At 31.7% G+C, this 22,410-nt stretch carries 23 protein-coding genes; 21 read left to right on the top strand and 2 right to left on the bottom strand.

What is annotated here, in order from left to right; all coding sequences use genetic code 11:
• Positions 1–11 precede the first annotated feature (11 nt).
• The 3 genes from MKY69_RS06225 (at position 12) to MKY69_RS06215 (ending at position 2,466) form a co-directional block, all read left to right on the top strand.
• Entirely contained in the window at positions 12–821 is an 810-nt protein-coding gene (locus tag MKY69_RS06225; RefSeq protein ID WP_003104363.1) for a purine-nucleoside phosphorylase, read from the top strand.
• 162 nt (positions 822–983) lie between these two features.
• Entirely contained in the window at positions 984–1,697 is a 714-nt protein-coding gene (gene deoD, locus MKY69_RS06220) for a purine-nucleoside phosphorylase (RefSeq protein ID WP_003107047.1), read from the top strand.
• Positions 1,690–2,466 (top strand): hypothetical protein, encoded by a 777-nt coding sequence (locus tag MKY69_RS06215; protein ID WP_003107046.1) that lies wholly within the window; start codon positions 1,690–1,692, stop codon positions 2,464–2,466. Before deoD ends, MKY69_RS06215 begins: the two co-directional genes overlap by 8 nt.
• A gap of 30 nt (positions 2,467–2,496) precedes the next feature.
• Here MKY69_RS06215 and MKY69_RS06210 read toward each other — a convergent pair whose 3' ends face one another.
• Positions 2,497–3,399, bottom strand: coding sequence for a LysR family transcriptional regulator (locus tag MKY69_RS06210; RefSeq protein WP_311982271.1), 903 nt, complete (start codon positions 3,397–3,399; stop codon positions 2,497–2,499).
• A gap of 94 nt (positions 3,400–3,493) precedes the next feature.
• On the bottom strand, positions 3,494–4,453 hold the full coding sequence (locus tag MKY69_RS06205; RefSeq protein WP_002360751.1) for an IS30-like element IS1062 family transposase: 960 nt from the start codon (positions 4,451–4,453) through the stop codon (positions 3,494–3,496).
• 267 nt (positions 4,454–4,720) lie between these two features.
• Here MKY69_RS06205 and cpsA point away from each other — a divergent pair, with 267 nt between their 5' ends.
• From cpsA to MKY69_RS06115, 18 genes are all read left to right on the top strand, one after another.
• Entirely contained in the window at positions 4,721–6,184 is a 1,464-nt protein-coding gene (gene cpsA / locus MKY69_RS06200) for an LCP family glycopolymer transferase CpsA (protein WP_340791176.1), read from the top strand.
• The gene (gene cps4B / locus MKY69_RS06195) at positions 6,185–6,916 is read left to right on the top strand and encodes a capsular polysaccharide biosynthesis protein Cps4B (RefSeq protein WP_340791174.1); all 732 of its coding nucleotides are present in this window, start codon (positions 6,185–6,187) and stop codon (positions 6,914–6,916) included.
• A gap of 8 nt (positions 6,917–6,924) precedes the next feature.
• On the top strand, positions 6,925–7,617 hold the full coding sequence (locus MKY69_RS06190; protein ID WP_003108307.1) for a Wzz/FepE/Etk N-terminal domain-containing protein: 693 nt from the start codon (positions 6,925–6,927) through the stop codon (positions 7,615–7,617).
• Between the two features lie 10 nt (positions 7,618–7,627).
• Positions 7,628–8,347, top strand: a complete 720-nt coding sequence (locus MKY69_RS06185) for a tyrosine-protein kinase (protein WP_003107042.1) — start codon at positions 7,628–7,630, stop codon at positions 8,345–8,347.
• Positions 8,348–8,350: 3 nt separating this feature from the next.
• The gene (locus MKY69_RS06180) at positions 8,351–10,153 is read left to right on the top strand and encodes a polysaccharide biosynthesis protein (RefSeq protein ID WP_037619549.1); all 1,803 of its coding nucleotides are present in this window, start codon (positions 8,351–8,353) and stop codon (positions 10,151–10,153) included.
• A 3-nt stretch (positions 10,154–10,156) separates the two neighbouring features.
• Positions 10,157–10,759: a sugar transferase gene (locus MKY69_RS06175; RefSeq protein WP_003108309.1), complete on the top strand. Its 603-nt coding sequence runs from the start codon at positions 10,157–10,159 to the stop codon at positions 10,757–10,759.
• A gap of 1 nt (position 10,760) precedes the next feature.
• Positions 10,761–11,639 (top strand): NAD-dependent epimerase/dehydratase family protein, encoded by an 879-nt coding sequence (locus tag MKY69_RS06170; protein WP_340791173.1) that lies wholly within the window; start codon positions 10,761–10,763, stop codon positions 11,637–11,639.
• Positions 11,614–12,219, top strand: a complete 606-nt coding sequence (locus tag MKY69_RS06165; RefSeq protein WP_340791172.1) for a DapH/DapD/GlmU-related protein — start codon at positions 11,614–11,616, stop codon at positions 12,217–12,219. Before MKY69_RS06170 ends, MKY69_RS06165 begins: the two co-directional genes overlap by 26 nt.
• Positions 12,219–13,127: a glycosyltransferase family 52 gene (locus MKY69_RS06160; protein ID WP_340791171.1), complete on the top strand. Its 909-nt coding sequence runs from the start codon at positions 12,219–12,221 to the stop codon at positions 13,125–13,127. Before MKY69_RS06165 ends, MKY69_RS06160 begins: the two co-directional genes overlap by 1 nt.
• A complete protein-coding gene (locus MKY69_RS06155) occupies positions 13,124–14,209 on the top strand; it encodes an EpsG family protein (RefSeq protein WP_340791170.1) in 1,086 nt (361 codons plus the stop codon). The genes MKY69_RS06160 and MKY69_RS06155 overlap by 4 nt, the downstream gene beginning before the upstream one ends.
• Before the next feature lie 7 nt (positions 14,210–14,216).
• Positions 14,217–15,050, top strand: a complete 834-nt coding sequence (locus tag MKY69_RS06150; RefSeq protein ID WP_340791169.1) for a glycosyltransferase — start codon at positions 14,217–14,219, stop codon at positions 15,048–15,050.
• Positions 15,051–16,445, top strand: coding sequence for a lipopolysaccharide biosynthesis protein (locus MKY69_RS06145; RefSeq protein WP_340791168.1), 1,395 nt, complete (start codon positions 15,051–15,053; stop codon positions 16,443–16,445). It begins immediately after the preceding gene.
• Between the two features lies 1 nt (position 16,446).
• On the top strand, positions 16,447–17,430 hold the full coding sequence (locus tag MKY69_RS06140) for a glycosyltransferase family 2 protein (protein WP_340791167.1): 984 nt from the start codon (positions 16,447–16,449) through the stop codon (positions 17,428–17,430).
• A 10-nt stretch (positions 17,431–17,440) separates the two neighbouring features.
• The gene (neuB, locus tag MKY69_RS06135) at positions 17,441–18,463 is read left to right on the top strand and encodes an N-acetylneuraminate synthase (RefSeq protein ID WP_340791166.1); all 1,023 of its coding nucleotides are present in this window, start codon (positions 17,441–17,443) and stop codon (positions 18,461–18,463) included.
• Positions 18,464–18,481: 18 nt separating this feature from the next.
• Complete coding sequence (neuC, locus tag MKY69_RS06130) at positions 18,482–19,636, top strand: UDP-N-acetylglucosamine 2-epimerase (protein WP_340791165.1); 1,155 nt, start codon at positions 18,482–18,484, stop codon at positions 19,634–19,636.
• Positions 19,626–20,258: a NeuD/PglB/VioB family sugar acetyltransferase gene (locus MKY69_RS06125; protein ID WP_340791164.1), complete on the top strand. Its 633-nt coding sequence runs from the start codon at positions 19,626–19,628 to the stop codon at positions 20,256–20,258. The genes neuC and MKY69_RS06125 overlap by 11 nt, the downstream gene beginning before the upstream one ends.
• A gap of 8 nt (positions 20,259–20,266) precedes the next feature.
• Entirely contained in the window at positions 20,267–21,496 is a 1,230-nt protein-coding gene (locus tag MKY69_RS06120) for a cytidylyltransferase domain-containing protein (protein WP_340791163.1), read from the top strand.
• Positions 21,497–21,597: 101 nt separating this feature from the next.
• Positions 21,598–22,158 carry a hypothetical protein gene (locus MKY69_RS06115; RefSeq protein ID WP_340791162.1) on the top strand — a complete coding sequence of 187 codons (561 nt, stop codon included), beginning with the start codon at positions 21,598–21,600 and terminating at the stop codon, positions 22,156–22,158.
• Positions 22,159–22,410: the final 252 nt, after the last annotated feature.

Here is a 22,410-nt window from a genome sequence, read left to right as displayed (position 1 = left end):
AGGAGATGTATATGTCGTTAATGACAAAAATTAATGAAACAAGAGATTTTTTGCTAGCAAAAGGTATTACTGAACCAGAATTTGGTCTTATCTTAGGATCAGGTTTAGGAGAATTAGCTGAAGAAGTTGAAAATGCCATCGTAATTGATTACTCAGAAATTCCCAACTGGGGACAGTCAACAGTTGTTGGCCATGCTGGGAAATTAGTATATGGTGAATTAGCAGGACGTAAAGTACTTGCTTTGCAAGGTCGTTTCCATTTTTACGAAGGTAATCCTCTGGAAACGGTAACTTTCCCTGTTCGTGTGATGAAAGCTTTAGGTTGTACTGGTGTCCTTGTAACAAATGCTGCTGGAGGTATTGGCTATGGTCCTGGCACATTAATGGTAATTACAGATCATATCAATATGACTGGCAATAATCCATTGATTGGTGAAAACTTGGAAGAATTCGGTCCACGTTTCCCAGATATGTCTGACGCTTATACCTCAGATTATCGTAAAACTGCCCTTACAGTTGCTGACAAATTAGGCATAAAACTTGAAGGTGGTGTCTATATTGGTGTTACAGGTCCGACTTACGAAACACCTGCTGAAATCCGTGCCTTCAAGACACTCGGTGCAGATGCGGTTGGTATGTCAACTGTTCCAGAAGTCATTGTTGCTGCCCATTCAGGAATGAAAGTTTTGGGTATTTCTGCCATTACAAACTTTGCTGCTGGTTTCCAATCAGAATTAAACCACGAAGAAGTAGTTGAAGTAACACAACATATCAAAGAAGATTTCAAAGGATTGGTAAAAGCAATCCTTGCTGAACTATAAAATAAAATTCTAAAAAAATAAAATCAGAAAGGTGAGGGCTGAGCTCATGGATTTGAACTCAGGCTAAGGACTTGGTCAAAAAGATAAACTGTCTAGTATCTGTGATGCGTCGTCAGTTTCCTATTTTTACTTTGTTCTCTGTCGCCCTTCATATCTTAAATTATGTCTATTCATATTTCTGCGCAACCTGGCGAGATTGCCGATAAGATTCTTCTTCCGGGGGATCCTTTGCGTGCTAAATTCATCGCTGAAAATTTTCTTGAAGATGCTGTGTGTTTCAACGAGGTTCGTAACATGTTTGGTTACACTGGTATGTACAAAGGACAACGTGTTTCTGTAATGGGGACTGGGATGGGTATGCCATCAATTTCTATCTATGCCCGCGAATTAATTGTTGATTATGGGGTGAAAACCCTTATCCGTGTGGGAACTGCTGGTGCTATTGATCCTAATGTTCATGTCCGTGAATTGGTCTTAGCACAAGCTGCGGCGACAAATTCTTATATTATCCGTAATGATTTCCCAGAATTTGATTTCCCACAAATTGCTGATTTTGATTTGCTTGATAAGGCTTACCATATTGCAAAAGAGATGGGTGTAACTACTCATGTTGGCTCTGTATTATCTTCAGATGTTTTTTATTCAAATATGCCTGAACGTAATATGGCTCTTGGGGAACTAGGCGTTAAAGCAATCGAGATGGAAGCTGCAGCCCTCTATTATTTAGCTGCACAACATGGTGTTAAAGCTTTGGGAATCATGACAATTTCTGATAACTTGAATGATCCAAGTGAAGATACTAGTGCAGAAGAACGTCAAACAACTTTCACTGATATGATGAAGGTTGGACTAGAAACGCTGATTGCCTATGACTGATTTAAATGAAACAATAGATATCCTTTTGGATGTCTATGCTTATAGTCACGCATTTAAAGTTGCATCAAAAATGACTAACCTTTCTGTGGATGCCTTATTTTTGATTGAATTATTAAAAGAACGTCGTGAACTCAATTTAGAATTTCTCTATGAGCATGAGGCTGATACAAAACGTATCGAAGAAAAGTATCAAATTCCTTTATTTATGAATGAAGATAAATTGGATGAACAACTTGCTAATTACATTTTAGATTTAGAAGTAAAAGTCAAAAATGGTGAAATTATTGATTTTGTTCGTTCGGTTTCACCAATCCTTTATCGTCTCTTTTTGAGGTTGGTAAAATCACAAGTACCTAATTTAGATACTTTTATTAATGATGCTAAAAATGAGGAGTATGATACTTGGAATTTTGATGCTATGTATCAAGCTCACTTGCCATTGTTTGATAACTATTTATCAAAACGTCAAAGCCGCAATATTACTAGTCGAAGTCTTAGTGACTTAATTCAATTATCTTACTTACCTACTGACATAAAAACAACTGTCGAAGGTTTAAGGAAATTTGAAAAATCAGTTCGTAATCCGTTAGCTCATTTAATCAAAGCATTTGATGAAGAAGAGTTACACCGGACAACCCAATTCTCTTCGCAAGCTTTTCTTGATAAAATTATTGAGCTGGCAACTTATGCTGGAGTGGATTATCAACGCACGCCATTTTACTTCGATCGGATTAATACTGTCATCGAAGAGCAGTTACAATTAAAATAAGCTAGTCATTGGATGACTAGCTTTTGTCTTTTAAAATTGAACCTCTTTGATCAAATAGTCAATAAAGGCTTGGCCCATTTTTGATAAATTTGCCTTTTCGTGTGTGATATATACAATATCGATAATGTCAGGAACATCAAGTGGGATTGCAACAATCCCATCTCCGTTTAAATTACTGTTCAGAATGCCACTGGCGATGGTATAACCATCTAAACCAATCATAAGATTAAACAAGGTTGCTCGGTCACTGACCACGATGGATTTGGGGTGACTGATTTCTGACAACATTTCTTCCGAAAAGTAGAAGGAGTTGTGTAAGCCTTGATCATAACTGAGATAAGGGTATGGTTTTAAATCATTGAAGGTTAAACGTGTATGCTTGGCAAGCGGATGATTTCGACTGATAAAAATGTGAGGGTGAGCCTTGAAGAGTGGTGTCGCAATTAAGTGGTCATCCTCCATCATCTTTCTCAGGACATCACGGTTATAGTCGTTTAAAAATAAGACACCAATTTCAGATCGGAAGTTTTTAACATCATCTAAGATTTCCCAAGTTCTTGTTTCACGAAGGAAAAGTTCATACTGGGTCATATCGGTTTCTTTTAATAGTGAGACAAAAGCATTAACAACAAAGGCGTAGTGCTGTGAAGACACACTAAAAAGTTCTCGTTTAGAATTGAGATTTTTATATCTGTCTTCTAAGAGGGATGTTTGCTCAACAACTTGGCGTGCATAAGATAAAAATTCGACACCATCCTTTGTTAGGGTGATACCCTTTGGATTTCTATTAAAGATAGTAATTCCCATCTCGTTTTCTAAATCCTTAACAGCATTTGAGAGGCTAGGTTGAGTAATGAAAAGTTGTTTTGCTGCGACGTTCATCGAGCCACATTCAACAACTTTTATAATGTAATGTAATTGTTGTAATCTCATACTTTCAGTCTATATTAAATAGCAATTTTTATCAAGATTAAGTATCCTCAACGGTATATTTTTAAAAACCATATATATTACAAACTATTAATTGTCAAATTAAGTTAGACAATTCCTCTTTGCATATGTGACTCAAGAATACTTCTATTGGTGTTTTATAGTTTAATGATTTTCGAGGGATATTATTTCTTTTCGATGCAATAGATTGGATAAAAGATTCATCAACTTCGTTGAAATCCATTTGCTTTGGTAAACCATCTTTACGTAATAAACCATTAGAGTTTTCATTTAACCCTCTTTGTGATGGTGTACCAGGATCTGCAAAATAGATATCAATATCATTTATATTACTGATTGATTTCCAATTTGAAAATTCCTTTCCACAATCAAAAGTCATTGATTTGAATAGATGCTTAGGTACAGATTGCATCCATTGGTTCAAACGATTTTCAATATCTATAGCTCGTCTGCCTTCTGGCTGAAGAGTGATGATTACTTTAGATAATCGCTCAACGAGGGTAATAACAGCACTTTTGTGCTTTTTACCCACAATAGTATCCCCTTCAAGGTGGCCAAATTCTTGATTGAATTTAGAATAATCATTTCCTCTGTCACGAAGTGATCGACGAAAAGATTGTTTTCCCCGAGTTTCTTTGTGTCCGTTGGCTTTACGTTTTCCTTTCATAGGTAGGTGAGTCACTTCAAATACGCCTTGTTTAAACATACGATAAAGTGTACGCATAGAACAAGAAATAGAAAACTCTGCACGGCCAACAATCACATCAGGTGTCCAACCTTGAACAACCCTCTTTTGAATATATTCTGTTTGTTCATCTGATAAGACAATAGGACGTCTGCCACAGCGAGTTTTATTCTTCTTGTATTGATTGAAATAATCTAGAGCATTGTGCCCTGTTTTGAAAAATTGGTAAACTTTATGAATCGTTTGTCTAGATCTATTCAATAGTACTGCGGTTTTAGCTACAGATTGATGATTATTATAATACGCCTCTATCATTGCAAGTTCATTTGATGTAAGATGGGTATAGGTCATTTGTCTTCACTCCTTATAATTCTTTTGCGGGAACTATCTTGAGTGTAGCACAAATGACTTTTTTATTTGTCTAGCTTAATTTTACAATCGGCGAACTTAAAAATATACAATTTCTAATTTAAAAAGATAATTTAGAAAGTAACCGTTTTCATTGAAATTTATTGAATTTTTGTTAATATTCTAATAATCAAAAATTGTAAAATATATGAAAAAGTGGTATAATATCTCTATATTTCTGTGTAAGAACATGATTCGGAGACTAAATTAATGGCATCAAGATCAAGAAGTAGTCATGGTACTACTAAAAAAAGTGGCACAAGTTTTAGCATAATTAATTTCGCTTTACTAGTGCTATATGCGATATTATCGCTTATCATTATATTCTTAATGTATACTTATAATTTCCTTGCATTCCATCATTTCAATTTAATTGTGGCTGGGATTTTATTTTTGCTCTTTTTGTTCTGGCTTATCTTAATTATTAGAAAACGAGCAAGATTTCTATCAATGATTACTTTGATAATTGCTAATATTATTTTGGCAATTACTCTTTTTGCTTTTAAACAAACTATTGACTTTACAGCACAGATGAATAAAACGGCATCTTTCTCAGAAGTTGAAATGTTAGTAGTTGTTCCTAAAGATAGTTCAATTCAATCTGTTTCTGAGTTGAAAGAAGTTGATGCGCCAACTGATATGGATGCATCGAATATTCATTCTTTGTTGGAACGTATTAAAGAAGACAAAAAAATTGATTTAGCAAGCAATAATGTCGCTTCATATAAGGAAGCCTATGACAAAATCATGATTGGTTCTTCCAAAGCGATGGTTTTAAATAGTGCCTATGGTTCATTGATTGAGCAATCAGATGCCAACTATAGGGATAAGGTTAAGACTATTTACACTTACAAAGTCAAAAAAGCAATCAAATCGTCAAATAAACTGTCATCAAACAAGGATTCCTTTAACGTCTATATCAGTGGTATTGATACTTACGGCGCAATTTCTACAGTTTCACGTTCAGATGTGAACATCATTTTGACTGCCAATACTAAGACCCATAAAGTTCTGTTAACAACAACACCTCGTGATTCTTATGTGAAAATTCCTGGCGGAGGAGCAGATCAGTACGATAAGTTAACTCATGCTGGAATCTATGGTGTAGAGACTTCTATGGCAACTCTAGAAAGTCTATATGACATCAAGATTAATAACTATGCAAGAATTAATTTCTCGACCTTCATGGATCTAATTGATTTATTAGGTGGCATTGAAGTTAATAATGACCAAGCATTTAGTGCAAATGGTTACGACTTCCCACAAGGTCGGATTGCTCTGAATTCAAAACAAGCTCTAACATTTGTTCGCGAACGTCATTCACTACAAGGTGGAGATAACGATCGTGGTAAAAACCAAGAGAAGGTCATCTCTGCAGTTATTCAAAAATTATCAACAATTAAATCACCTGCACAATTTACATCAATTGTAACGGGATTACAAAATTCAATTCAAACAAATTTATCATTAAATCAATTGATGACATTAGCAAATTCACAGGTAGCTGATAAATCATCATATACAGTAACGTCACAAGATGTTACTGGTTCAGGGTCAACTGGTGAATTACCATCTTATGCAATGCCAGGTTCTGCTCTATACATGTTAAAACTAGATGATCAGAGTGTCGAAACTGCAAAAGAAGCAATAAAAAATACCATGGAGGGGAATTAAATGATTGATATCCATTCCCACATCATTTTCGATGTGGATGATGGTCCGCTAACAATAGATGAAAGTTTATCGTTACTTGAGGAAAGTTATAAGCAAGGTGTTCGTACAATTGTATCAACATCACATCGCAGAAAAGGAATGTTTGAAACACCAGAAGATGACATTTTAAATAAATTTATGCATGTTAAACGGGAAGCTGCAGATAAGTTTCCTGACTTAACTTTGTTATACGGTGGTGAATTATACTTCACAGCAGACATTCTAAAAAAACTGGAAAATAATGAAATTCCTTGCATGAACGATACACGTTTTGCTCTAATTGAATTTAGCCAGATGACCCCATGGAAGGATATCCATTTAGCTTTATCTCAAGTGTTAATGTTAGGAATTACACCAATTGTCGCGCATATCGAACGCTACGCAGTTCTTGAATTTAATGGGGACCGTGTGCAGGAGTTAATTAATATGGGTTGTTACACGCAAGTCAATAGTGCCCATGTCTTAAAAGCGAAGCTATTTGGTGATAAACTTAAAATCTTTAAAAAACGTGCCAAATACTTTTTGGATAAGGACTTAGTCCATTGTATATCAAGTGATATGCATAATCTAAAAAAACGTCCACCATATATGAAACAGGCTTATCAAATCGTTGAAAAGGATTATGGAACAAGACGGGCAAGAAAACTTTTTGAAGAGAATGCTGCAAGTTTGATCAATAACGAATTTTTATAGGAGAATTTATGAATAACATGGAAAAACCATCAATGGAAATTGATGTATTGAGTTTATTAAAGAAGTTATGGACGAAGAAGTTTTTAATTATTTTCATGGCCCTGTTTTTTGGGACTTTGGCTTTATTATCTAGTATCTTCTTAATTAAGCCCTCTTACACAGCATCAACACGTATTTATGTTCTTAATAAAACACAACAAGCTGATAATTTGTCAGCAACTGACTTGCAAGCCGGTGGTTTATTAGTTAATGACTATAAGGAAATTATTACATCTCGTGATGTTATGAAAGATGTCATTGCTAATGACGGTGTTTCAATGACACCGGAAGAATTGAGTAAGATGATTGCTGTAACAATTCCAGCAGATACACGTGTTATCTCAATTGCTGTGACAAATCATGATCCTCAGGCTGCTAAAGACTTAGCAAACTCAGTTCGCGATGTTGCATCCGAAAAAATTAAATCAGTCACTAAGGTCCAAGATGTGACTCCGCTTGAAAAAGCAGTTATGCCGACAAGTCCATCTTCACCAAATATCAAACGTAACACACTTGTTGGTATTTTATTCGGTGCTTTCTTAACAATCGTGACAGTGATTGTCGGAGAAGTCGTTGATGACCGCGTGAAACGCCCAGAAGATGTTGAAGAGCTTCTTGGTATGACTTTGTTAGGTATTGTACCTAACACTAACAAGATGTAAGAGGTAAAGAATGGCACGTTTAGAATTAGTAAAAAGTAAAAAAGAACTATATGATATCGCCGAAGAGTACTATAACTCCATTCGGACTAACATCCAATTTAGTGGTCGAGATTTAAAAGTTATCACCTTAACATCAGTACAACCTGGTGAAGGGAAATCGACATTATCCGCAAATATTGCTATCTCATTTGCTAAAGCAGGTCTTAAAACCCTATTAATCGATGCAGACATCCGTAATTCAGTTATGTCTGGTACATTTAAAGCTGATGAAAAGTATGAAGGTCTATCAAGTTACCTATCAGGTAATGCAGAATTATCAGCAGTTATTTCTCATACAAATATTGAAAACTTAATGTTGATTCCAGCAGGACATGTTCCTCCTAATCCAACAACTTTACTCCAAAATAGCAATTTTAATTTCATGATTGATACTGTAAAAGAGTTATTTGATTATGTGATTATCGATACCCCACCTATTGGCCTTGTTATAGACTCAGCGATTATTTCACAAAAAGCTGACGCAAACATTTTAGTAACAGAAGCAGGGGCTATTAAACGACGCTTTATCCAAAAAGCAAAAGAACAAATGGAACAAAGTGGTGCCTTGTTCTTGGGTGTTATTTTAAATAAAGTAGAAGAAACACTTGATTCATATGGTGGTTATGGTAGTTATGGGGCTTACGGGAATTATGGTAAGCCAGCTAAAAAGAAATCTAGAAAGAGAAGATAAAAAATGAAAAGAAGTCAAAAAAGAGCGATTTTATATCTGATTGATGTGTTTATGATTACATTCGCACATCTGTCGGCTTTTCGGTTCTTACTATCATACAGTACTCGATTAAGCGACAAAGAAATCTATATCACTCTTTTTGTAACACTTTTCGTTTATACAGTTTTAGGAATAAGAGCTCGAATCTTTTCCATTATCAATCGCTTTACCGATTATAAAGTCATCTTTATCCTAATAGCTAACATGTTCTTCGCATCCTTATTAAGTTATTTGGTCGACGTTCTTTTCCTAGATACATTCAGTCGTCGTTTTCTTTTCTTATCATTCCTTTTTGGAACATTTTTAATTATCCTTCCTCGGATGATTTGGCGGATGTGGCATGAACAAAATTTGTTTGTCAAACATAATAAAAAAGACCAAAAGACAAAAATGTTGGTTGTTGGTGCCGGTGAAGGTGGTAGTGCCTTTATTCAAACAATTCTGAATAAGAGTAAAGATATTGACATTGTCGGTATTGTTGATGCTGATATCAATAAATTAGGCACCTACTTACACGGGATTAAAGTACTGGGAAATAAAAATTCCATTCCAAGATTAGTAGCAGAATATGAAGTTAAACAAGTTACGATTGCCATCCCAAGTTTATCTGGGGAAGAACGAGAATCAATCTTAGATATCTGCCGTAACGCAAACGTTCACGTAAACAATATGCCTAGTATTGAGAATATCGTTCTAGGTAATGTGTCACTTAATAAATTTAAAGAAATTGAGATTGCTGACTTACTTGGACGAAAGGAAGTAGTATTAGATCAAACGTCTTTAAATTCATTTTTTAACGGGAAAACAGTTCTTGTAACTGGTGCAGGAGGATCAATTGGTTCAGAAATCTGTCGTCAAGTTTCTAAATTTAATCCAGCACGCATTTTACTTTTAGGGCATGGTGAAAATTCCATTTATCTGATTCATCGTGAATTATCAGCACTGTTAAAGGGACGAATTGACATTGTCCCAATTATCGCGGACATTCAAGATCGAGACTTGATTTTTGAAATTATGGCGAATTATCGACCTGATATAGTCTATCATGCTGCAGCACATAAACATGTGCCATTGATGGAATACAATCCAAAAGAAGCTGTTAAAAATAATATCTTTGGGACAAAAAATGTGGCGGAAGCAGCCAAGGCTGCTGGGATTCCTAAATTTATCATGGTCTCAACTGACAAAGCAGTTAATCCGCCTAATGTGATGGGTGCAACTAAGCGCTTCGCTGAAATGATCGTCACTGGCTTGAATGAAGAAGGCAAAACTCAGTTTGCAGCTGTGCGATTCGGTAACGTCCTTGGTAGTCGTGGTAGTGTGGTTCCTCTCTTTAAAGAGCAAATCAAAAAAGGTGGACCTATCACAGTAACAGACTTTAGAATGACCCGTTATTTCATGACCATTCCGGAAGCTAGTCGTCTTGTTATTCAAGCAGGATTTTTAGCTAAAGGTGGAGAGGTCTTTGTTCTTGATATGGGTGAACCAGTCAAAATTTTAGACCTTGCGAAAAAAGTAATCAAATTGAGTGGTCACACAGAAGAAGACATTAAAATTGTAGAATCAGGAATCAGACCTGGTGAAAAACTTTATGAAGAATTGTTATCTTCAAATGAACGAGTCAGTGAACAAATACATGATAAAATTTTTGTTGGTAAAGTTACTAGTAAACCACTAGCAGAAGTTGAAGCTATCATTTCAAACTTAGATCAACTGCCAACAGACAATTTGAAAGAAACATTGATTCACTTTGCAAAACAGGAGTAGAGAATGTACCCCATTATCAAACGTAGCTTATCTATTATCGTTTCAGGAATTGCCATCATTATTTTAGCACCAGTTTTACTGGGAATTGCTATCGCAATAAAGATTGATTCCACTGGGCCTGTGCTTTTTAAACAAAAACGGGTAGGAAAAGATAAAAGTCACTTTATGATTTACAAGTTCAGAAGTATGTATGTCGATGCTCCTGCAGATATGCCAACACATATGTTAAAAGATCCTACAGTTATGATTACAAAAGTAGGAGCTTTTCTACGAAAAACAAGTTTAGATGAATTGCCTCAGCTTTTTAATATTTTTAAAGGTGAAATGGCTATCGTAGGACCTAGACCTGCTTTGTGGAATCAATTTGATTTAATCGCCGAAAGAGATAAATACAGAGCCAATGATATTCGACCAGGTTTAACAGGCTGGGCACAAATCAATGGACGTGATGAATTAGAAATTGAAGACAAATCAAGGCTAGATGGCTATTATGTTGACAATATGTCATTTTTACTAGATCTTAAGTGCTTCTTTGGAACATTCTTGAGTGTCCTTAGAAGTGATGGCGTAGTTGAAGGTGGTACAGGACAAAAAAAGGAGAAATAAGATGAAAAAAATTCTAATTACAGGAGCTAATTCATATATTGGCCAATCTTTAGAAAATTGGCTTATGAATTCTGTAGAAACTTTTCAGGTTGATACTTTAGATATGGTTGACCCTAATTGGGAAAAAAATGATTTTTCACAGTATGATAGTGTTTTTCATGTTGCTGGTATTGCACACTTCTCTAAAGATGAGAGTAAAAAAGACTTTTATTACAAAGTCAATACAGAGTTAACTGAAAAAACTGCCAAAAAAGCCAAGAGCTCTGGGGTTAAACAGTTTATTTTTATGAGTAGTATTATTGTATACGGTGATAGTACAAAAGCTAGTAGAATGATTGATCAAGATACAGAACCATCTCCAAGTGATTTTTATGGTGATAGTAAGTGGCAAGCAGAAAAAAGATTGCAAGCTTTGAGTGATGAAAATTTTAAAATTGCTATTATTAGACCACCTATGATATATGGGGAAGGCTCAAAAGGAAATTACCCAAGACTATCAAAACTTTCTCGAAAACTTCCGATTATACCAAATTATGTTAATGAGCGTAGTATGTTATATATTGGAAATTTTTGTGAATTTGTTAAACAACTGTTGTTAACAGAAAGTAGTGGAATATTCTTCCCACAAAATGCAGAATATGTTTCCACTACTAACATGATGTCAATAATTGCGAAAGTTCATAATCGTAAACAATTTAAAACTAAGCTCTTTAACCCAGTAATTAAGCGTTTATTTTTTAATGACAATATCAAAAAAATGTTTGGTAATTTAACTTATGATAAACAATTAAGTAAATATAGTTTTAACTATCAGAAATTTGATTTTAAAAAGACTATAGAAATGACGGAACTAAATGAAACAATTAAAACAAGTATATAGCCCTACCGAGCTCTTCAATAATATAAGAAATCTAATTTATACAAAAATTTTTTGGCCAAAAGCAAGATTGATTCGACGTCCATTTTTTATAAGAGGCAAGAATTACCTGAAATATGGGAATGGTTTAACTATTGGATATTTTTGTAGATTTGAAGTATATCGCCGCTCTTCTTCTGAATTTGGATGTGTAGAAATTGGAGACAATTGTAAATTTGGTGATCGAGTACATATTTCAAGTGTAGAAAAGATATCAATTGGAAAAAATAGTCTTTTTGCATCTAATATTCTTATTACAGATAATGAGCATGGAAAGTATAAAGGTGAAAATCAAGCAAGTCCTTTAGAATACCCTGATGATAGGAAACTATTTTCTGAGCCAGTAATTATAGGTGAAAACTGTTGGACTGGTGAAAATGTTGTAATCTTACCTGGGACAGTATTGGGAAATGGAACTATAGTTGGTGCAAATAGTGTTGTTAAAGGTAATTTTCCAGATTATTCTATAATCGGTGGGTCTCCTGCAAAAATATTAAAACGATACGATTTTGAACATAAAATCTGGAAAAGGGAAATTTTATAATGAATTTGATAATTTGTCATACACCATTACAAATGTATATTGCTAAAAAAATTATTGAAAACCATAAAATGGAACAGTTTCATTTAATTAATTATTTTTTTTCAGACAATACAAAACGTAAATATTATTTTAAGCTTTTGAGTCAGAGTTGTCAGATTTCAGAGGAAATTCAGTTACATGATTCCAAAGGTTTAGTAAAGGAAACTATTAGACAGAGATTTTTAAGAAATCGTATAAGATATGAAAAGGTTTTTATAGCTAGTATAGATTCAATTTTTGTTCAATCTATTTTGACTTCAATAGTCTTTAATGAACTAATGACGTTTGATGATGGTGTTGCTAATTTATTTAAAAATAGTTTGCTATACGAGAATCAAACTCCACGTCCACTAAAACTGTTGAAAAAAGTATTATTCATATCATATGATTTGGAATCAATTAAAAAATTTTCAAAAGTACATTATACAATTTACAGTGGAAATAATATTATATCCAATTGTCAAAAATTGACTTTATTTGATTATAAGATTGATACTAAAATAAATCCTGATAAAGAAATTTCAATATTAATTGGTCAACCTATTTATAAAGATGGATCAAAAAATAAGAATACATTTGAACAGATTGCCAAGAATTTAAAAATTGAGTATTATTATCCTCATCCAAGAGAAACATATATTGTAAATGGAATTAATTATATAAATACAGACTTAATATTTGAAGATTACCTTTCATCGATATTAGGAAAATATAGTAAAATCAAACTTTATACGATATTTAGCTCGGCAGTATTAGGATATGATAATTTGAAAAATATTGAAGTTAAAATGTTACCTATGAAGGAATTTGAAAAAGAACAAGAACTTTTACATTCCTTCAATATTGAATTTTTAGAAAGTTTTAAATGATTAGTACAATAATTATATACAATGGATTATTATTATATTGCTTAATATTTAGCTATTTAGCTACTAATTCAAAAAATAAAGCATCGAGAAATATTTCATTATTTTTTGTGTTTTTAGGATTATTTTTAACAGCTGCTTTAAGAAAAGGTGTTGGCGCAGATTTTGAAACATATCAAAATATTTTTAACAATATTAATATATATAATTTTCACACTTTAGAACCTATATTCCTAATAGTAAATAAGGCACTAAAAACAATCGGGTTTACCAGTCAGTCAATTTTTGTTTTTATGGCTTTTGTTAATTCGATTTTTATTGTTTTATCGTGTAATAAAGTTAAATATCCAGAAATATTTATTTTTTTATACTATGTTTATTTTTACTTAAATAGTCTAAATGCCATGAGACAGGAAACTGCGGTTTGTATATTAATATATGCTATTCTAGTATTATTTGAAGGAAATATAAAAGAATATATTTTACTAGTCCTATTAGCAACAGGTTTTCATTATGTTTCTATACTGTTCCTACCATTTATTTTGTTTAATAAATTAAAATATAATAAGCGTACATTTTTTATTGGAATAATTTTATCAATTTTATTTTTTAGAATATCTCTTGTTCAGATTTTAGCTCAGACAGGTATACTTGCTGGGACAAAATATCAATTTTACTTAAACTTGGATATTTATAATAAAGCAACAGAAATTGGTAGTGGTATTGGAATGGTATTAAGATATTTTATACTTATTCCTATTTTCTTCGTTAAAAAGTCATACTTTAAAATAGATAATTTAAAGAAAAGAAATATCATTATGCTATTAAATATCATTTTGATTATTAGTATAATAATCTCACTGAAATTTTACATTTTTCATAGATTTGTAACTTTGTTTAGTGTTTCACTAATCTATTCAATAATGCTAGTACTTGACTCTAAAAGTAGATGGAGGCAAGTCATTGTGACAATTGCTTTAGTGTTTAGTTTGTTATTCTTTGAAATAGACATTGTAAATAGTCAAAAAGCTGTTCCAGGAAATAAGGGAGTGACCCCATACGTTTCAATTTTATCAGAAAGGTAATAATGTTTTGAAAGTATACGGAAGTATAGTATTATACAATACAAGTATTGATGAATTAAAAAGAGCAATTGATAGTTTTACAAAGTCTAAAATAATAGAAAAAAAATTAATTTTAATTGACAACTCACCCACTGATAAATTAAAGATTTGTAAAGATTTGAATGAAAATATTGAATATATTTTTAATAATTCGAATATTGGTTTCGGAGCAGGTCATAATATTGCACTCAAAAAATCAATTAAAGAAAATGCGGATTTTCATGTTGTGATTAATCCTGACATATCTTCAACTTCGGATGTTATCACTCCTATGGTGTCATTTTTAGTAGATCATGTTGATGTTGGAATGATGATGCCAAAAGTAATAAATAGCGATGGAAGTCTTCAACATCTTCCTAAGTTGCTACCCACACCTATTGGAATGCTATTAAGAAAGACGAAATTTCCTAAATTCGTTTATAATAATTTTATTGAGAAATATGAGCTTCGTTCGTATTCTGAGACAATGATATATGAGGCGCCAATTTTATCAGGATGCTTTTCAGTAATTAGAGTCAATAACCTGAAAAAAATTGGCCTCTACGATGACAAATTTTTTATGTACTTTGAAGATTGGGATATTTCTCGAAGAATGCATCAAATTTCAAAAACTATTTATTTTCCAGAGGTTACTGTAATTCATGATTATGAGTCTGGTGCTAATCACAACTCGAAATTATTTAAAATATTTGTAAAATCTGCAGTTCATTATTTTAGTAAGTGGGGTTGGTTTTTTGATTTTGAAAGAAAAAAAATAAACAATCAAACCCTTTCACAATTTTATAAAAAGTCGGAGAAGTAGATGGGAAATAAATTAGTTAAATCAGGAATTATTTATACTTTGGGAATAATGCTAGTACAAGGACTAGCATTTTTTACACTTCCAATATATACGCGATTGATGAATCAAGCTAGTTTTGGTGAATTTAGTTTATACATGTCATGGGTCTCCATTATTTCAATAATAATTGGGTTTCAAACAAATGGCTCTTTAAGTGTTGCTAAATTAAAATATGGTGATCATTATGAAGAGTATAGTTCTCATGCCTTAACTTTTTCAAATTTAGTATTTCTTGTAATATTCTCTCTTAGCCTAATATTTTTACCTGCATTTTCTAAATTTCTAGGATTTTCTAATCAAATAACGATATTATTAATGCTTCAAAGTTATTTTCATTTTGTAGTTAATTTCTTTAGTCAATATTTTATACAGTATCAAAAAACAATTTCAAGTCTTATATTATCATTATTTACATCTCTGGCAAGTATTATTATTTCTATTGTTTTACTAAAAAACATTAATAGTGATTTTTTATCAAGAGTTGTTGGTTTAATTATTCCATATAGTATAGCAACACTTGTTTGTATAGCTGTTATATATAAAAATGGAAAAACTTTACTAAATAAGAATTATTTACATTTTACAATCACTGTCTCTTTTCCTTTGATTTTTCATGCTCTAGGAAATCAAATTCTAAATCAGTTAGATAGGGTCATGATTGGTAAATTTTTAACAGTTAAAGATGTTGCTTTATATAGTTTTGGCTATTCATTAGGACTTATTATTCAAGTTGTATTAATGGCATTAAATACTGTATGGGTTCCTTGGTTTTTTGAATCTCGCAAAAATAATTTACCAGAGTTAAAAGAAATTATTTCAAAATATTTAAAAATCGGTTTATTTTCAACATTGGTATACCTCACAATATCTCCTGAAGTCATAAAAATAATGGGTGGTGTTAAATATACCGAGAGCATCTATTTTACTCCAATGATTATACTTAGTTATTTCTTTGTATTTCTATATACTTTTCCTGTTAACATTCAATTTTATTATGCAAATACTAAATTTATTCCTATAGGAACTTTATTTGCAGCCGGAGTTAATTTTTTGCTGAATTTTTTCTTGATTCAAAGAGTAGGAATATATGGCGCAGCAATTGCAACAATGATTTCGTATCTAGTTTTGCTAATATTACACCATTACATCTCTAAAGTGAAATATCATTATGATGATGTTACAGAAAAAACATATATTATTCTTTCGCTTTGTGCAATTATCTACACATTTTTTATTACAAAATTTGCTGGAAGTATTTTAGTTAGATACTTTGCCGGTTTAGTTATTTTGTCCTATTTCTACCTGGCAAATAAAGAAGATATAAATCATTTCATGAGAAATAGAAGGAGTCATTAAGTTGAAATTTTCGATTATTATACCTGCATATAATATTAAAGATTATATTGAAGAGTGTGTCGATAGTGTAGTAAGTCAAAAAACTGAAAATAAGTTTGAATTTGAGGTTTTACTTATAGATGATGGTTCGACAGATTCAACAAGTGAAATTTGTGATAATTTAACGAAAAAATCTCCTCAGGTTCGAACTTACCATAAGAAGAATGGGGGATTATCTGACGCTCGTAATTTCGGTATTCGGCATGCATCAGGAGAATATATTTTTTTTCTAGATGGTGATGATTTTTGGAGTGATGTTTATTTTTTAAAAAAAATCAATGATATAGTTAATAGTAGTGAACCTGATGTCATATTGTTTTCTTTTTCAAATTTTTATAATGGTAATAAGTCAACAAATGGGGTACAATTTACCAATAAATTTGGAAATTTCAAACAAGAAAGTCTCGGATTAATTTCTGAAGGTCTTTACTCAGTTTCAGCATGGCAAAAATGTATTAAACTTCAAATAATAAAAGACAATAATCTTACATTTGCATTAAATATGTTGTCAGAAGATTGTTTATGGAGTAGTGATATTCTAAATCATATTTCAACCTATGCTGTGTTAGATTCTTATCAGTATATGTATAGACAAAATAGAACAGGAAGTATTACATCGGTCATAAAAGAAAAAAATGTATTAGATATTTTGAGGAGTATTGATATTATTTTGTCAAATTCTTCAAATACAGAAAATCCAAGTCAAAATCTACTGGCTACTTACTATTATTTAGCAGTATTACCGAATATATATATGTATAAAAGTAATAATGAAATCTATGATTTAGCAAAGAAATATAGCTATTTGTGTCATGACTATCGTCTGTTGCAAAATAAAAATATAAAAGCACGTGGTAGTTTAGTAAAATTATTAGGTTTTAAAGGATCTGCTTTTACATTATTTATGTTGAAGCAGCTAAGAAGTCAATATAGAAAGTTAAAATAGGAGAAAAGAAATGGTTTATATAATCGCAGAAATTGGATGTAATCACAATGGAGATATTGAATTAGCAAAACGAATGGTTGATGTTGCAGTAGAGTGTGGTGTCGACGCTGTAAAATTTCAAACTTTCAAAGCTGATAAATTAATTTCGAAATATGCACCAAAAGCAGAGTATCAAAAAATTACTACTGGAATTGAGGATTCACAACTTGAAATGACTCGACGTTTAGAACTCTCATTTGAAGAATACCTTGAGCTAAAAGATTATTGTTTAGCAAAAAAAGTCGATGTTTTTTCAACACCTTTTGATTTTGAATCTCTAGATTTTTTGATTTCAACTGACATGCCAATTTATAAAATACCTTCAGGAGAAATTACTAATTTACCATATCTTGAAATTATTGGTAAATTAAACAAAAAAGTGATTCTATCAACTGGAATGGCAAATATGGAAGAAATTCATAATGCAGTAAATATTTTAGTGAATAATGGAACAAAAGATATTTCCATTCTACATTGTACAACAGAGTATCCAACCCCATTTACAAGTATTAATTTAAATGTCTTAAATACATTAAAAAAGGAATTTCCTAATTTAAAAATTGGATATTCAGATCATTCAATTGGTTATCAAGTTCCAATTGCTGCAGCGGCACTTGGAGCAGAAGTTATTGAAAAACATTTTACATTAGATACAAATATGCCTGGCCCTGATCATAAGGCTAGTGCAACTCCAGAAATTCTTTCAGATTTAGTGAAAGGAATTAGGATAGTAGAATCAGCACTTGGAAAATCAGAGAAAATTCCAGATCCTGTAGAAGAAAAAAATAAGATTGTTGCTCGAAAATCAATTGTTGCACTTAAGGAAATAAAAAAGGGTGATACTTATACAACAGAAAATATTACAGTTAAACGACCAGGTAATGGTATTTCTCCTATGCATTGGTATGATATTCTTGGTGATCAAGCAGAGGAAAGTTTTGAGCCAGATCAATTGGTAAAAGATAGCAGATTTGAATTTCAAATTAAAGACTAAAAATTTTAAGGAGTTAAAATGAAAAAAGTTGGACTAGTTACAGGTTCTAGGGCAGAATATGGCATTTTGAAAAACTTAATTTCAAAACTAAATAATGATGCTGATATTGATTTACATATTATCGCAACTGCGATGCATTTAGAAAAGAAGTTTGGTTTTACCTACAAAATTATTGAAGAGGATGGTTATACAATTAATTATAAAATTCCATTAAAATTGATTGATACCTCAAAAGAAACAATTTGTAAGTCAATTTCTACTTTAACCTTGGAATTAAGTTCAATTTTTTCCTTCGAAAACTACGATTTAATTATAATCCTTGGTGACCGTTATGAAATGTTGCCAGTTGTTAATACAGCTTTAATTTATAATATTCCTATATGTCATTTACACGGTGGGGAAAAAACTCTTGGTAATTTTGATGAGTATATAAGACATGCGATTACAAAAATGAGTCATTTACATCTTGTATCGACAGAGGAGTATAAGAAAAGAGTTATTCAAATTGGGGAACAGCCTGAAATGGTAGTTAATACCGGTTCCCTAGGTGTAGAAAATGTAATGGTAAGCAAAAAGTACTCATTTAATGAATTATCTAAAATATTGCAAATCGATTTACCTGAAGAGTATTATGTTGTATTATTTCACCCTGAAACTCTTTTAGGAGAAGATGCGGCGTTGTCTCAAGTTAAGGTTTTACTAGCAGCACTAGAAGAAGAAAATTCTTCATATGTTTTTATTGGATCGAATTCTGATACCGGATCAGATTTTATAATGAAAGAAATTAAAAAATTCATAGATTTTCAAAAGAACTCATATTTGTTTACAAGTTTACCAACAAAAACTTTTCACTCACTGGTCCTTAACTCTAAGGGGCTAATTGGTAATTCCTCATCAGGTATTATTGAAATCCCAAGCTTGTTGAAACCAACTTTAAATATCGGAGATAGACAAAAGGGAAGATTGCAAGGTAATAGTATCATAAATGTTCCAGTTGATAAAAATGCTATTATTAATGGTATCAATTCTATGAATTTAATTACAGATTTTGAAAATCCATATATGAAAGAAAATTCTAGTGAAATTGCCTATTTGAATATTAAAGAACTATTAAATAAGGAGATTACAACTTACAAAGAATTTAATGATTTGGAGTTTAGCTATGAAAAATAAAGTTGCTTTTTTAGGTGCAGGAAGTCACGCGGATGCTATTTTACCAATACTTGATTTGAATAATTACGAGTTTATGGGATATTTTGATGACAAAGATATAAAAGAGCATGATGGTTATCCAATTCTTGGGAAAATGCATGATATCCTTCACTACCTTGAAAGTGGTGAAGTTAACAATGTTTTTATTACCATTGGTGATAATGTGAAACGAAAGGAATTATTTGATTTAGTTGCAAAAGAATATTACCATTCTCTTATAAATATAATAAGTCCAAAAGCAATTATTTTATCACCTAAAAGTATTAAGGGAAGGGGCATATTTATTGGGATTGGTGCATTCGTAGGATCTAAAGTAGAAATTTATGATAATAATGTTGTTAATACTGGAGCTGTTATTGAACACCATTCAATTATTAAAAGTCATTGTAATATAGCGCCAAACTCAACTATTAATGGATTATGCATTCTTAATGAAGGGGTATATGCCGGAAGCAGTTGTACTTTAGTACAGTTAATTGAAGTTTCCCCATATACAACTATAGGTGCAGGAACTGTTGTTATTAAATCTTTAACAGAAACAGGTACATATGTAGGCGTTCCTGCTAGAAAATTAAATGATTGAGGTATGAAATGAATCCAATCTGTATTATCCCTGCACGCTCAGGTTCAAAAGGACTACCAAACAAAAATATGTTATTTCTTGATGAAATGCCACTGATTTATCACACTATAGACGCAGCAATCAACAGTGAAATGTTTAAAAAAGAGGATATATTTGTCAGTACAGATTCGCAATTATACGCAGAAATTTGTTTACAAAAAGGAATTTCAGTAAAAATGAGAAGTCCTGAATTATCATCTGATACTTCAACAACAGCAGATATGTTAAATGATTTTTTGAAGGATTTTCATGAAAATCAAGTCTTTGCACTTCTACAAGTTACATCACCTTTAAGAAATCACCAACATTTGAAAGAAGCATTACAGCTTTTTGAATCATCAGAAGAATCAGAAAATGTTGTAAGTTTCACTAAAGCTGATAAGCATCCGAGTTTGTTATCCACGCTAACAAAAGATGGATTTGCTGAGGAGATTGCAGGAGTTGATAAGGGATATAGAAGGCAAAATAAAAAAGATTACTTTTATCCTAATGGTGCAATATTTATATCATCTAAGAAAAGTTATATCAAAAATCAAAGTTTTTTTACAAATAGAACAAAGGCTTACTTAATGGAACATCAATTTTCTTACGATATTGATTATCTAGAGGATTTTAAAGCCGTATTAGGACAAATATATTTTGATTATACAAGGAGGGAAATTGAAAATCAAAAAAAATATATATCATTTTTTAAAAAGAAAATAGAAAATATGAGATATCACAAATTAATTATTGGTGACTCTAGAATGATAGATATCGAACTAGATGCTTATGATAATTTTAGTTTTGGAAATGTTTCATTGAATTCCATCAATCGTCAAATTAAGTTAATTCAGGGTTATGGAGTCAAAGAAGTTTTAATTTCTGCAGGTATTAATGACATATCAGCCTCGTACAGTATTAGTAAAATAATTCAAAATTTAGAGGAAATACTGAATTTCTTAGAGTTGGAAAATATTAATATTACTCTAACAACTATCCCATATTCATTATTTAGACCTGAAATTGATAATGCAAGAGTTAAGTGTGTTAATGATAGGATAAAAGAATATTCATCTCATAAGTCGATTAAAGTTATTGATTTAAATTTTGTGTTATCAAAAGATGATAATCTTGAGTTTAATGTAACTAATGATGGAATTCATTACAATGATATTGGTAAAGAAATCGTTCAGAATACTATTAAACAATATATTTAAAATGCTGTTTAGTTCACCTCATTTCATTGCCCTTTTAATAGTCTTGTGTTATATTTATAATATAGTTTACCATGGAAGAGTTTTCAAAGAAGGAGTGTCGTATGAGTCGTACTGAACAAAGTAGTCATAAAGTTTTAATTCAAAAATTATTGGTCAGTATTCATTATTTGACACTGTTTAAAGATGAACTCCAATTAGTGGAGCGGACGCCGTCTATTTTAGGTGGCGAGTTTTCGGCTCAATCTGTTCAATCTGAGTTGGGTGAAATTGTTTCTGCAATTAATCAATTGGATTATCAGCAACGTTTAATTGAATCAACGTTTTGGTATGAAGAGAAAGCATTCAAATTAATGAACAAGACTTTGCAAATTGTAGATACTTGGATTCGTGGTCTTGAGAATCTAGTTGAACTTTGCCAAAATAAAGATGTTTTTCAAGCAATCCTTGGAGATAAAAGAATTCGTGTTTTTGGTGTCTTAATTGATGTCTTTTCATCTTTGAAAATCATTGTGATGTCACTCAAAGAAGTGCCCGTTCCTCCTGTTTTGTATGAACATATTAAAATGGTCAACATTGAAGAAGATGCTTTTATTAAGCATTATCAAGGGCCAAAACATTCCTCACCGGAGGCACTTAGTGCAAATGAACAATTATTAAACTAAAGCTTATCTTTAAGATAGGCTTTTTTATTGTTCAGGTTTTAAGCAAATTCCAGTTTTGCCTTTGAAAAAGCTTTGACAGTCTAATTAAAAAAAGATATAATAAGGAGAAAATTTGATACCTTTAAAAAAGTCCAGAGAGGCTCCTAAGGTTACATGACAAAAAGGGTGCATTTGCACGCCAACTTTTCGGTAACCTTGCTTCTTTGGAAGTAAGGTTTTTTTATCCCTAAAATGGATAGCCCAGAAAGGAAA

It is taken from the genome of Streptococcus sp. FSL R7-0212 (assembly GCF_038007985.1).
GTDB lineage: Bacteria > Bacillota > Bacilli > Lactobacillales > Streptococcaceae > Streptococcus > Streptococcus parauberis.
The sequence above is the reverse complement of the archived record's forward strand: the minus strand, read 5'-3'. Positions and strand labels throughout refer to the sequence as shown.